A 12,832-nucleotide genomic window follows, 5' to 3' on the forward strand; every position below is an offset into this window, starting at 1 on the left:
CCGCAGGGCCCCGCAGGGCCGACCCAGGCGCCGGTGCCGCGGGCCCGGCCGACCGTCGGCGGTCCGGCACCCGCCGCGACCGTGGCTCCGCAGCCCGTCGCGCCGGTGGTCGAGATCGACCCCAGCCTGCGRGTGCTGACCTCGCCTCCTTCGGTGCCTCCGCCGCTGCCGCGGCCGGGCTCGAGCCAGCCTGCCGCCGTCGCCGCGGCGCCGGCTGTGCCGGCACCCGTTGCCGCGCCCCCGGCGTCGGCTCCATCCGCGGCGGCCATGCCCCCGGCGCCGGCTGCGCCCGCGGCACCGGCCATTTCGCCTGCCCCGAATCCCGTGGCGGCAGCCTCGGCTCCGAAGGCGCCGGAATCGCTGATCGACGTGCCGCCCGCCGCGTTCGCCCCGGCCCCGGCGGTGGAGGCGCTGCTGCCCCGGGCGGACGCCATGGCGACGGTGCCGGCGCCCTTCACCGTGCCGCCGCCGCGGTCGCGGCCGGTCGTGGCCGCGGCCCATCCGGCCCAGGGCGTCGCGCCGCCGGCAACCCGGCCGGTGCCGCCCGCGGCGGCGGATGTGCCGGTCCCGCGGCGTCGTCCCGGCTGAATCCAGAGCGTGACGGTTCCGCGCAATCACCCTGGGCGACACCACGGGCCCGCTCTATAGTTCTTGCATGAGCACCGTCTTCATCATCCTTGCCGTGATCTGCATGCTCGGAGTGGTCGCCTCGCTCGCCACCGGCGTGTTCGGCATGGCGCAGAGCGGGCCGTTCAATCGGAAATGGGGCAACAAGCTGATGCAGGCCCGCATCGGTTTCCAGGCCCTGGCCGTCCTGTTCTTCCTGCTGGCCATGTGGACGGCCTGAAAGGACGGCGCGAATGGTCACGCTGACCCGGATCTACACCCGCGGCGGCGACGCCGGGGAGACCTCGCTGGTCGGCGGCCGGCGGGTGGCCAAGCACGACCTGCGGGTCGAGGCCTATGGCACGGTGGACGAGGCCAATGCCGTGATCGGCCTGGCCCGGCTGCAGATGGAAGGTGAGCCCGACGCCATGCTCGGGCGGATCCAGAACGACCTGTTCGATCTCGGCGCCGATCTGGCGACGCCGGAGGAGCCCGATCCCAAATATCCGCCGCTGCGGGTAACGGCCGCGCAGGTGGAGCGACTGGAGCGCGAGATCGACGCCATGAACGCTGTCCTGGCGCCGCTGAACAGCTTCGTGCTGCCCGGCGGCAGCGCCGCCTCGGCCCATCTGCATCACGCCCGCACCGTGGTGCGGCGGGCGGAACGGCTGGTCTCGGCGCTGGCGGCGGTCGAGACGGTCAACCCCGAGGCACTGAAATACGCCAATCGCCTTTCGGACCATCTGTTCGTCCTGTCCCGCCACATGAATGGCGACGGCAAGGACGACGTACTGTGGGTTCCGGGAGCGCATCGGTGAGCCCGTCTGCCCAACGCTTGGGCAAGATGCTTGCGTGGACGGCAGTCGCGTTGACAAGCTCTGTCGGACATCACTATCGTTCGACCTCTTTGCTGCACCGCACCAATGCGGGCGGCCGGCGGGACAGGGACGTTCGGAGCGGAACTCAGGCATGATCCAGACGATCGGCGTCATCGGCGCAGGGCAAATGGGCAGCGGCATCGCCCAGGTCGGCGCCCAGAGCGGCTTCACCATCCGGCTCATGGACGTCGATCCGAAGGCGTTGGAGCGGGCGCGCGAGGCGATCGAGGGCCATGTCGACCGGCTGATCGGCCGCGGCAAGCTGACTGCCGAGGAGAAGCCGGCGGTGCTGGCCCGGATCCACACCTCCTCCGAGTACCAGGCGTTCAAGGATTGCGACCTCGTGGTCGAGGCGGCAACCGAGAGCGAGCCGGTCAAGCGCGAGATCTTCAAGCAGCTGGTGCCGCATCTGAACGAGCGGGCGATGGTGGCGACCAACACCAGCTCGATCTCGATCACCCGCCTGGCGGCCACGACCGACCGGCCGGAGCGCTTCATCGGCATGCATTTCATGAACCCCGTGCCGGTGATGAAGCTGGTGGAGGTCATCCGCGGCATCGCCACCGACGATGCCACCTACGAGGCGATCCGCGACCTGGCGCTGAAGCTGGGCAAGACCCCGGCGGTGTCGGAGGATTTCCCGGCCTTCATCGTCAACCGCATCCTGCTGCCGATGATCAACGAAGCGGTCTACACCCTCTACGAGGGGGTCGGCTCGGTCGAGGCGATCGACACCTCGATGAAGCTCGGCGCCAACCATCCGATGGGGCCGCTGGAGCTGGCCGACTTCATCGGCCTCGATACCTGCCTGTCGATCATGAACGTGCTGTATGACGGCCTCGCCGACAGCAAGTACCGGCCCTGTCCGCTGCTGGTGAAATATGTCGAGGCCGGCTGGCTTGGCCGCAAGACCAGGCGCGGCTTCTACGACTACTCCAAGGACGTGCCGGTTCCCACTCGGTGACGGACGTCACGCCCCGATCGGCACCTTGGTCTCGTACTTCACCCGCGAGAGGTTGAAGCTGGTGCGGAAGCGCTTGATATTGTGCTCGTTTGCCAGAACGCGGCGGCAGAACAGGTTGTAGGCCTCCATGTCCCGGCAGGTGACGACCAGCAGGTAGTCGGTCTCGCCGGACACGAAATAGCATTGCTGCACCTCCGGCTCGGCCGCGATCTTGCGCTCGAAGGCGGCCAGCACGTCCTCGCGCTGGCGGTCCAGCTCGACGCCGACGAAGGCAACGATGGTCTGGCCGACCTTCTCCGGGTCGACCAGCGCCACGTCACGCACCACCACCCGCTCCTGGCGCAGCCGCCGCACCCGCTTCAGGCAGGCCGGCGGCGACAGGCCGACCCGCTCGGCCAGGGCCAGGTTGGTGGTCTGGTTGTCCTCCTGCAGCGCATCGAGGATGCGCCGGTCGATGGCATCGAGCTCGACCGAGGTTGGACGGCTTGGGCTTTTCATGGATTTCCTCGCAGCGGCATCCGGACATTCCACAACGGAAATTCCGGTCGCGCAAATCGAAATCCGTTGCCGATGATTTCGTTCTAGCCTCGTCGGAACGAACAGGAGGCGACCATGGATTCACCGGATCTGTCGAACCGCATCGAGGTGCATGACCGTGAGGCGCTGGCGACGGCGCGGGCCGTGCTCGACGCCTGCGCGGATCCGGCGGCAATGGGCGAAGCGGTGAAGGCGGCGGTCGGGCGCAACGCGCAATGGCGCGGCGAGGACTGCATCAACCTGCTGGCGCCCGAGGCGCCGACCAGCCCCGGCGTGCGGGCGCTGCTGGCGGCGGAGATCGGCACCCGCGCGGCGGAAGGCCATATCGGCCGGGTCAACCGCTGGTTCGCCGGCACCCGCCATATCGACGAGGTCGAGGCGCTGTGCGTCGAGCTGCTGAAGCGCCATTTCCGCTGCAGCTATGCCGACCACCGGCTCTGCGCCTCGATGATCGGCAACGCCGTGGTCTACACCGCGCTGACCGCGCCGGGCGACGTGGTGATGACCGCGGCGCAGCCGACCGGGGGCCATTCCTCGAACCGGCATGACGGCCCGGCCGGCGCCATGGGCCGCACCATCGTCGATATCCCGATGGATCCCGAGGAGTTGGTGGTCGACCTCGACCTGTTCCGCCAGGCGGCGCCGCTGGCCCGGCCGAAGCTGGTCGCGCTGGGCCTGTCGATGACGCTGTTCCCGCAGCCGGTGGCGGCGATGCGCGAGGTGATCGCGGAGTGGGGCGGCCGCTTCTTCTTCGACGCGGCGCATCAGCTTGGCCTGATCGGCGGCGGCCAGTTCCAGGACCCGCTGAAGGAGGGGGCGGACATCGTTACCGGTTCGGCCGGCAAGACCTTCGCCGGGCCGCAATCCGGCATCCTGCTGTGGGACGACCCGACGATCACCGAGGCGGTGACGACGGCGGTCTTCCCGGTCTGGGCGGCGACGCACCAGGTCAACCGGGTGGCGGCGCTGGCCCTGGCGACGGCAGAGGCGATCGCCTTCGGCGCCGAGCTGCAGGCCCAGATCGTCGCCAACGCCCAGGCGCTGGCGCGGGCGCTGCAGGAGCGCGGCATCCCGATGCTGGGTGCCCACAAGGGCTTCACCACGACACATCAGGCGATCGCCGACGCCCGCGGCTTCGGCCGCGGCCTGGCGGCGGCGCAGACGCTGGAGCGCGCCAACCTGATCGTGAACAAGAACCTGCTGCCGGCCGACCGCAAGGAGGACTGGGACTATCCCGGCGGCCTGCGCATCGGCACCATCGAGGTCACCCGCTTCGGCATGCGCGAGCGCGAGATGGAAGCGATCGCCGAGCTGATCGCCCGCGTGCTGGTGCGCGGCGAGTCGCCGGAAGCGGTGCGGCCCGACGCGGTGGTGCTGCGCCACAGCTTCCCGACGATCCACTACTGCTTCGAGAACGGTTTGCCGCCGGCGTGACCGCGACTGGCGGCGCCCCGGTCCGCTATTGCGGCTCCAGGGCCAGCGCCGCCTCGATCCGCTGCCGCGCCGGCCCGCTGACCCGGCGAATGCCGAACCGGCGGGCGATCTCCACCGCGGGATCCTCGGTGGTCGCGGCAGGGCGGGCGGCCCGGATCTCGGCCAGGGCGATCTCCTCGATCGGCCGGATGTCGTCCGGCGTGGCCGGCGGGCGGAAGCCCTGCCACCGCGCCGGTGCGTCCCGGTTATGCCATACGAACAGTCCCGCCGTCCCGTCCGCGGCTGCGTGATAGCGGCGCGCGACGACCGCCATCACCCGCTCGCGGATCAGCCGGCCGGCCCGCTGGAAGCCGTGCGCCCGGGCGATCCGCTGCACCAGCAGCGTCTCCGCGATTGGGGCCTCACCGTCGAGCACGTGCCCGACGAGCGTCGCCAGCATCTCGTCATAGGAGGCTTCGTAGAACGCATCCGGGTCGATTCTCGGCTGATGCGGCGTGAAATCGGTGATCCGGTAGTGCGGTGCCGTCACGGCGCCCTCGGCCGGGACCTGCAGGGCCACGCGGACCGGGGCATCTTCAGGCGGCATGCCATCGCCGGAAGGCGAGCCGGGCACCGGGGGCACGGCAGAGTCCGGCGCCGCGTCGGCTGCGGGTGCCGGGTCGGCATCGATCGGCACGGCCGGCGGCGGTGCGGCTTTCTCCGCCTCGATCCGCGCCCTCGAGGCGGCCAGTTTGGCCTCCAGGGCCCTGTGAAGCCGATCGGCGGCGCCGGCTTTGTCGACCCACCAGTCGGTGGACCAGATCCGGATCAGCGTCCAGCCCAGCCCCTCCAGGATGGCGGCCCGCACCTTGTCGCGGTCGCGTGCGGTGGCGGCGCTGTGATAGGCGACGCCGTCGCATTCCACCCCGGCGAGGTAGTCGCCCGGCCGGTCCGGGTGAACGACGCCGAGATCGATGCGGAAGCGCGACACGCCGATCTGCGGCACCACGGTCCAGCCGCGGCGCGCCAGCTCGCGCGCCACCGCCTGCTCGAACGGCGATTCGGGACCGCCGACCGAGCCGTGCACCGCTTCGGCCAGGGCGGCGGGCCCCCGTTCGGCGAATTCCACGAAATGCTTGAGGTCGCGGACCGCGCGGGCGCTGGTGCGGTTCAGGTCAATCATCCCGGGGTCGAAGGAGGTGAAGACCAGCATCTCCCGCCGCGCCCGGGTCACCGCCACGTTCAGCCGGCGCCAGCCGCCCTGGCTGTTCAACGCGCCGAAGGACATCGACATCGCCTTGCCCCCGGGCTCGGTCGGGCCGAAACCGATGCCGAGCATGATCAGGTCGCGCTCGTCCCCCTGCACCGTCTCCAGGTTCTTCACCACCACCGGCTCGGTACGATCCTCCGCGAAATGCGCTTCGATCTCGGGGCGCTGGCGCCGCGCCTTGTCGAGCAGATCCTCCACCAGCCTCTGCTGGTCGGCGTTCAGGGTGATGATGCCCAGCGTATGGCCGGCGGCGATGAAGGCCGGATCGGTCAGGCGGCGCACGGCCTCGTCGACCATCGCCTGCGCCTCGATCGGGTTGGTCCGCCCCTTGCCGCGGGCATAGACGCCCTCCACCCGCCGCCACTCCACCGCGCTGGCGCGGGTGACCGGCGCCGGAAAGGTGACCAGCGAATCGTCGTAGTAGCGATGGTTGGAGAAGGCGATCAGGCTCTCGTGCCGGCTGCGGTAGTGCCAGGACAGGCTGTGCATCGGCACGCCGGCGGCCAGGCACTCGTCGAGGATGCTCTCCATGTCCTCTTCGGTGTCGGCGTCGCTGTCGGTCGCGGTGGCGGATCGGGTGAAGAAGCTGGTCGGCGGCATCTGCCGCGGGTCGCCGGCGATCACGACCTGCGCGCCGCGCGCGATGGCGCCGACGGCGTCCCAGGGCGCGATCTGCGAGGCCTCGTCGAAGATCACCAGGTCGAACAGCGCCTGGTCGGGCGGCAGATACTGCGCGATCGACAGCGGGCTCATCAGCATGCACGGCGCCAGCCGGGTGAAGCTTTCCCCCATCTCGGCGGCCAGCTGGCGGATCGRCTTGTGCCGGCGCTGCAACTGCAGCTGGTGCTTCAGCACCGCATAGCCGTCGCCGCGGCCGACGCTGTCCTTGGCCGGAATCAGGCCGCAGATCCGGGCCCGGATGTAGCGCACGGCCAGCTCGGACAGCCGGCCGTCGATCCGGCGGAACGCCTCGATGCTGTCCATATGGACCGAGGCGGCAAAGCGCGACAGCAGCGGCTCGGCGTCGATCCGGGCGCTGGCGAACCAGCGAGCATAGCCGGTCTCGAAGGTCTCGACCGTCTGCTGCGGCGCCAGCGAGCCCCCCTCCAGGGCCGCGACCAGTGGCCCGAGCTCGGCCAGCATTGCCTCGTCGCGCACCCGGCGCCAATCGGTCCATGCCTTAAGCCGTGGCGCATGGCCCAGGACGGCCTGGGCGCGGTGCCGCATCGCCGTGAAATCGCGGGCGGCGGCGGACGGTTCGGCCAGGCCGTCGAAGCGCTGCGCCGCGGCCTCGAACGCGGCGGCGGCCTCGCCCAGCCGGGCCTGGCCCGTGGCGATGGCTCCGCCCGGCGCCAGCATGTCGTTGGCGTCGACGATCAGGGTCGACAGTGCGCCGCGCAAGGCGGCGAGCTGGTCCGGGCCGGTCGCCGCGGCCGCGATCTCCGCTCGCAGGCTCTCGGCCAAGGCCAGGGTGGCTTCGACCCCCGCGCCGTCAGTCGCCAGCCCGGCCCAGCCCGGAATGCCGGCCAAGCGCGGCGCCAGCCCGTCCAGGTCCCGCAGCCCGGCGGCCATGGCGTCGAGATGCGGCAGGTCGGCCGCCACATCGACCGGGCCCGACGCGCCGCCCTGCTGGGCCAGGTCGCGGGCGACCCGCTTCCGGGCGAAGCCGGCGAGCGGCCACATCTTCGCTTCGGCCTCCTGCCACGCCGTCCGGATCGCCGCCAGGCCGATGCGACGGGCCGCCTCCGGCGCGTACTGGGTGGACAGCGCCGCCTCGTCGCGGCGATACCGTTCGACCAGCCCGATGGCCGTGCGTGCGGCGGCCGCCCGGTCGGCGACATCGGGGGCGAAGGCGAAGCGCAGGTCGTGGCCATGGGCCTGCAGCGCCAGCTCGACCAGACGGCGCAGGCGCGCCAGCTGCGCCGGCTCGTCGGCGGCCAGGGGCAGGCGGGTCGCCGCCAGCAGCCCGTCGCGCGCCGCCTGCAATGCGTCCAGGGCCGGCGGCACCGCGGCGGCCGCGGCGGCGATCGCGTCCTGCCAGCCATTCGTCCATTCGGCATGGCCGATCCCGTCCAACATGCCCGCGAGGCCATCGACATCGTCCCAGGCGAGGCCCAGGCGGCGGGCGATGTCGCGCAGCCCGGCCAGGTCGGCCTCGCCGTGTTCGCGGCCGGGCGCGAAGGCGAGGCGCGGGCTGGTCTCGGTCCAGTCGCGCACCACCCGGCCGATCGCGCCGTGCACGGTCAGGCCGTTCGCGGCACGACGGTGCAGCAGTGCCACCAGCCCGTTCAGCTGGTCGCGCAGGCGCCTGGCCTCCGCCGCCTCGCGCGCCCAATCCTCGGCGTTCATGGTCTCGCGTGTCGTCCAGGCGCGGTCCAGCTGCTTCAGCACCTCGGTCTTGGTGGCCTTGGCCGAATGCAGCTCCAGGCAGAACTCGCCCAGGCCCTTCTCGGCCAGGCGGCGTTGAACCACGTTGAGCGCGGCCATCTTCTCGGCCACGAACAGCACGCGCCGGCCCAGGGCCAGGTTGTGGGCGATCATGTTGGCGATGGTCTGCGACTTGCCGGTGCCAGGCGGGCCGTCCAGCACGAAGTCGTGACCCCGGGCCGAAGCGACGACGGCGGCGATCTGCGAACTGTCGGCCGGCAGGGGAATGAACAGCTCGGCCGGGTCGACCGACTGGTCCAGCTGCTCGGGCCGGGGGAACCCGTCCCGCACCGGGAAGCTCGATCCGTCCCGCTCGATCAGGTGCCGGACCGTCGGGCTTTCCTTCAGCCGGTCGGCGCGGTCGACCAGGTCCTTCCACATCAGGTATTTGGCGAAGGAGAAGGTGCCCAGCACCAGCTCCTCGGTCACCTCGAAGCCGGGCAGGTCGCGCACCGCCCGCCGCACGATGGTCCAGATGCCGGCGAGATCGATGCCGCGCTCATCGGTCGGCAGGGGGCCGTCCAGCCCCGGGATGGTGAACTCGAAGTCCTGGCGCAGCAGCTCGAGCAGGGTCAGGTTGAAGCGCGGCTCGTCCTCATGCTGGACCATCACGACGCCGGACAGGGCGCTCTTCCGCTCCAGCCGGACCGGCAGAAGGATCAGCGGCGCCCGGAAGCTGCGCGGGTCGGACGCCGCCTTCTTCCATTTCAGAAAGCCCAGCGCCAGGAACAGCGTGTTGGCGCCGCCCTCCGCCATGTCGCTCCGTGCCTTGCGGTAGAGGTCGACCAGCGTGGCGTCGAGCGTCTCCTTGTCCGCCAGCGACAGCACCTCGCCGCGGTCCAGCGCGGCCCGGGCGACATCGGCGCGCAGAGCCTCGTGGGTCTGCGCCTCGAACAACTGCTCATCGCGGCCGCCTGCCGCGAGATCGGGCATCGCCACGATGCGGACCTTGCGGCCCGCCGCCAGGCGATCCTCCAGCGATCCTGGATCGGGGCAGAGGAGGCGCACGACCTTGCCGCCCTCGGGCAGGTTCAGCAGACGGTTGCTGGTGGTCAGGTTCAGCAGCTTGCGCTGCCACAGGGCGATCCGGCCGGCGGCGGTCACCGGCTCGGCCTCGACCTCCACGTCGAAGCCGGGCAGCACCGGGGCCGCTTCCAGCGCTTCGACCGCTGGCGCCGCCTCTGCCGCCGCGCCGGCCGGGGCGGCGCCGGCCAGGCTGAGCGGCCGGATCTTCTGCATGCGGGCGCGGCGGATGTCGATCGCCATCACGAACGGGGCCGGCGCATCCTCGGCGAGCTGCCGCAGTGCCATCCGCTCGGCCTGGCTGAAGCTCGGCGCCGGGGCCTGGGTGGCCAGGGTGGTCTCGAAGACCAGCAGATCCTTCAGGTCGATGCGGCGGCGCAACGCGGCCGATTCGTCGGTGATCAGCGTCGCGAACTCGACCGGCTGCAGCCAGACGCCGGTGAAGGCGTGCCCGCGAGTCAGGATGATCAGCGGATTGAGGCCCGCCTGCTCCAGGGCCGCGGCGAACAGCAAGGCGGTGTCCAGGCAGGTGGCGACCCGGCCCTCCAGGATGGCGCCGGGGGTACGCACCTTCTGGCCCTGCTCCTCGAAGCTGGCCGGCGGCAGGGCATAGGAAATGCCGAAGCCGGCCACCGCGGACCAGATGGCGGAGGCCAGCTCCCACACCCGCTGCCGCGACTTCGCACCATAGCCGTCGATGCCCATGGGCCGGCCTGCCCGGCGCAGCACTTCCGACGCGGCCTTCAGCACCCGGTCGACGGCCGGATCGTTCGGCATGGCGAAGACGGGCAGCAGCTCCGCCATCGTGCCGGCGCCGCCCCATTCCCCGCGGGCCAGCAGCTCGATCGGGTGGACGACCTCCGCCAGCACTTTCCCGCCTGCCTCAAGGCGCAGCGTGGCGCTGCCGCGGACGCTCTCCGTCAGCTCGCCCAGGAGGGCGGCGACCAGGGTCACGTCCCGATCGACGATGCGAAGCGGCGCGCCCGGCGCCAGTCGATCGATCCGCCAGGTCTTGGGCACCAGGAAGGGCGGGTCGGCGGTCAATGTCAGGGCAGCGTCGTCCATGGCCGTCTCCAACGCGCTGGCAATCTCCAGCTCACGCAGGACGGGCACGGCATTCTGGTGCGACGCGAAGCCGACCTTGTCGGCGACGACGGCCTTGATCTCGACGGTCATGGATGGACTCGCTTTCCCCCGGTCGACTCTGCCGAGGCCGGGCGCGCGCCGTCAACGGCCCAGGGGCCGCCGGTGGGGTGTCTGCTCAGCTCCCGGCCGTGCGCCGGGCGCGCGGATGGGCGTCGGCGTAGACGGTCATCAGTCGTTCGGTGTCGATCTCGGTGTAGCGCTGGGTGGTCGACAGGGCGGCGTGGCCCAGAAGCTCCTGGATCGTGCGCAGGTCGCCGCCGCCGGCCAGCAGATGGGTGGCGAAGCTGTGCCTGAGCGCGTGCGGCGTTGCCGAATCGGGCAGGCCCAGCACGGCGCGCAGCTGGCGCATCTGGCGCTCGGCGACGCCGGGGTTCAGCGGCCCGCCGCGGGCGCCCAGGAACAGCGGACCGGTGGCGGCGAGCGGGAAGGGACAGGCGGCGAGGTAGGCGTCGACCGCCTCGCGCACCGCCGGCAGCACCGGCACCATGCGCTGCTTGCGGCCCTTGCCGGTGACCACCAGCGTGTCGCCGTTCGGCGCCTCGCGCCGGGTCAGCCCCAGCGCCTCGCCCAGACGCAGGCCGCAGCCATAGAGCAGGAACAGCAGGGCGCGGTCGCGCAGGCCGATCCATTCCTCGGTGGCCAGCGTCGCGATGGTGTCGACCGCGGCCAGCGCGTCGGTCACGGCCAGCGGCCGGGGCAGGCGCTTCGGCAGCTTGGGGTTGCGCAGGGATCCGATCGCCGCGTTGTGCAGCACACCGGACCGGTCGAGATGGGCCAGGAAGTTGCGGACGCCGGACAGGCCGCGCGCCCGCGTCGCGGCGCCGGCCCCGCCTGCGGCCCGGCGCGACTGGAAGGCGCGCAGGTCGGACAGGGCGGCGGCGGAGAGGTCGTTCAGGCTCGGCGGCCGGCCGAGATGATCGGCCAGGAAGCTGATAAAGCGGCCGACATCGCCGAGATAGGCGCGCAACGTGTGCGGCGACACCCGCTTCTCGTCCTCCAGCCAGACCCGCCAGCGGCCGGCGGCGTCGCGCAGATCCGCCGCCGCCGGCCAGCCGGCCATGGAGTCCGATGAGGGAATGAGCGCCGTATCGTCCGGGGCGCCCATCGGGCCGCCTAATCCTGCCCGGGGGTCAGCCAGGAGCGGATGCAGCGCTCCAGCACCCGGCCGAGGAAGCCGACCAGCTCGGTCCGCATGCCGGGATGGAACATCTCCGGGTCGCGGCTGCCGAGGGCCAGGACGCAGGGCGGCACCTCCGGCGACACGTTCAGCCGGACCAGCGCCTGGCTGCGCACCAGCCCGGCGCCGGCGCCGAACAGCGCCTCCTCGCCGGCCATGTCCGATTCGAGCAGCAGCTCCTGCGCGCCCAGGCGGCGGCCGATCTCGCCGGGCCCGACGATGCGGACCTCGGCGCTGTGCGGCGGCGATTCCTCACCCTCCGTCGCCTCGACCAGCAGCGTCACCACGTCGAGGTCGAGCAGCACGGCGAGGTCGGTCGACACCGTGTGGATCAGCTGCTCGAAGCTCTCCGCGTCCAGCAGGAACAGGATCGCGGCATGCACCCGGTTCTGGGTGTTGTGGTTGGCGCGGCTGGCGCCGATGAAGGCGCGCTGCTGCTCCTTCAGCCGGTCGACCTGGCCGCGCAGCCTTTCGGTCTGGAAGCCCTGCAGGTCGATCACCCCGTCGCCGCGGTCGCGCGGCGGCAGGGCCAGCCGGGCCAGCAGATCCGGGTGCTGGACCAGGAAGTCCGGATGGGCCAGCAGCCACGCCGAGACGTCCGCCGCGGTGAGCGCGGGGGCGTCCGGCTGCTTTACTTCCTGTGCCAACGGGCCCTCACGCCGTCTTCTTGACGGCGGCGAGCTCCTGCTCGTCGAGGATGCTCTGGCCGGTCTTCGCCCAGTCGGCGACGAAGGCGGACAGGCCCTTGTCGGTCAGCGGGTGGTTGAACAGGGAGCGCAGCGCCGCCGGCGGCAGGGTGCCGACATGGGCGCCCAGCTTGGCGGCCTCGATCACATGCCGCGGCCCGCGGATCGAGGCGACCAGCACCTCGGTCTTGAGATGCGGGTAGTTGCGGTAGATCTGGACGATGTCGGCGATCAGCGCCATGCCGTCCTCGCCGACGTCGTCGAGCCGGCCGACGAAGGGCGAGATGAAGGTGGCGCCCGCCTTGGCGGCGAGCAGCGCCTGGCCGGCCGAGAAGCACAGCGTGACGTTGACCATGGTGCCGGCGTCGGACAAGGTGCGGCAGACCTTGAGCCCGGCGGGCGTCAGCGGCACCTTGACCGCGATGTTCTTCGCGATCTTGGAGAGCTTGCGGCCCTCGGCCATCATGGTGTCGAAGTCGGTCGCGGCGACCTCGGCCGAGACCGGCCCCTTCACCACCTCGCAGATCTGCGGGATCAGGTCCAGGAACTTGGCCCCGGACTTGGCAATCAAGGAGGGGTTGGTGGTCACCCCATCGACCAGGCCGGTGGAGGCCAGGTCACGGATTTCGTTGAAGTCGGCGGTATCGATGAAGAACTTCATGGGCCTCGTTCCAATGGCCAGCGGTCGCTTCGGGCCGATGCGCG

At 71.5% G+C, this 12,832-nt stretch carries 10 protein-coding genes and 1 pseudogene; 5 read left to right on the forward strand and 6 right to left on the reverse strand.

The window, feature by feature from the left end:
- Window positions 1-305: pseudogene (locus AB4Z01_RS00005) on the reverse strand (hypothetical protein); the annotation flags it as partial.
- 19 nt (window positions 306-324) lie between these two features.
- Between AB4Z01_RS00005 and AB4Z01_RS00010 the strand changes: the two are divergent.
- The 4 genes from AB4Z01_RS00010 (at window position 325) to AB4Z01_RS00025 (ending at window position 2,448) form a co-directional block, all read left to right on the forward strand.
- Window positions 325-588 carry a hypothetical protein gene (locus AB4Z01_RS00010; RefSeq protein ID WP_441689303.1) on the forward strand — a complete coding sequence of 88 codons (264 nt, stop codon included), beginning with the start codon at window positions 325-327 and terminating at the stop codon, window positions 586-588.
- 67 nt (window positions 589-655) lie between these two features.
- The gene (locus AB4Z01_RS00015) at window positions 656-847 is read left to right on the forward strand and encodes a twin transmembrane helix small protein (RefSeq protein WP_441689305.1); all 192 of its coding nucleotides are present in this window, start codon (window positions 656-658) and stop codon (window positions 845-847) included.
- Window positions 848-860: 13 nt separating this feature from the next.
- Window positions 861-1,424, forward strand: coding sequence for a cob(I)yrinic acid a,c-diamide adenosyltransferase (locus AB4Z01_RS00020; RefSeq protein WP_441689307.1), 564 nt, complete (start codon window positions 861-863; stop codon window positions 1,422-1,424).
- A gap of 151 nt (window positions 1,425-1,575) precedes the next feature.
- Window positions 1,576-2,448, forward strand: a complete 873-nt coding sequence (locus AB4Z01_RS00025) for a 3-hydroxybutyryl-CoA dehydrogenase (RefSeq protein WP_441689308.1) — start codon at window positions 1,576-1,578, stop codon at window positions 2,446-2,448.
- 6 nt (window positions 2,449-2,454) lie between these two features.
- Here the strand turns inward: AB4Z01_RS00025 and AB4Z01_RS00030 are convergent, their stop codons facing one another.
- Window positions 2,455-2,946, reverse strand: a complete 492-nt coding sequence (locus AB4Z01_RS00030) for an Lrp/AsnC family transcriptional regulator (protein WP_441689310.1) — start codon at window positions 2,944-2,946, stop codon at window positions 2,455-2,457.
- A gap of 114 nt (window positions 2,947-3,060) precedes the next feature.
- Between AB4Z01_RS00030 and glyA the strand changes: the two genes are divergently transcribed.
- Window positions 3,061-4,419 carry a serine hydroxymethyltransferase gene (gene glyA / locus AB4Z01_RS00035; protein ID WP_441689312.1) on the forward strand — a complete coding sequence of 453 codons (1,359 nt, stop codon included), beginning with the start codon at window positions 3,061-3,063 and terminating at the stop codon, window positions 4,417-4,419.
- A 25-nt stretch (window positions 4,420-4,444) separates the two neighbouring features.
- On the opposite strand, the gene AB4Z01_RS00040 is transcribed toward glyA, so the two are convergent.
- From AB4Z01_RS00040 to fsa, 4 genes are all read right to left on the reverse strand, one after another.
- Window positions 4,445-10,294, reverse strand: a complete 5,850-nt coding sequence (locus tag AB4Z01_RS00040; RefSeq protein WP_441689313.1) for a DUF3320 domain-containing protein — start codon at window positions 10,292-10,294, stop codon at window positions 4,445-4,447.
- Window positions 10,295-10,379: 85 nt separating this feature from the next.
- A complete protein-coding gene (locus AB4Z01_RS00045; RefSeq protein WP_441689315.1) occupies window positions 10,380-11,324 on the reverse strand; it encodes a tyrosine recombinase XerC in 945 nt (314 codons plus the stop codon).
- A 53-nt stretch (window positions 11,325-11,377) separates the two neighbouring features.
- On the reverse strand, window positions 11,378-12,088 hold the full coding sequence (locus AB4Z01_RS00050; protein ID WP_441689316.1) for a DUF484 family protein: 711 nt from the start codon (window positions 12,086-12,088) through the stop codon (window positions 11,378-11,380).
- Between the two features lie 7 nt (window positions 12,089-12,095).
- Complete coding sequence (fsa, locus tag AB4Z01_RS00055; protein ID WP_395674627.1) at window positions 12,096-12,788, reverse strand: fructose-6-phosphate aldolase; 693 nt, start codon at window positions 12,786-12,788, stop codon at window positions 12,096-12,098.
- Window positions 12,789-12,832: the final 44 nt, after the last annotated feature.

This window comes from Inquilinus sp. YAF38 (genome assembly GCF_052113205.1).
Classification (GTDB): Bacteria; Pseudomonadota; Alphaproteobacteria; order DSM-16000; family Inquilinaceae; genus Inquilinus.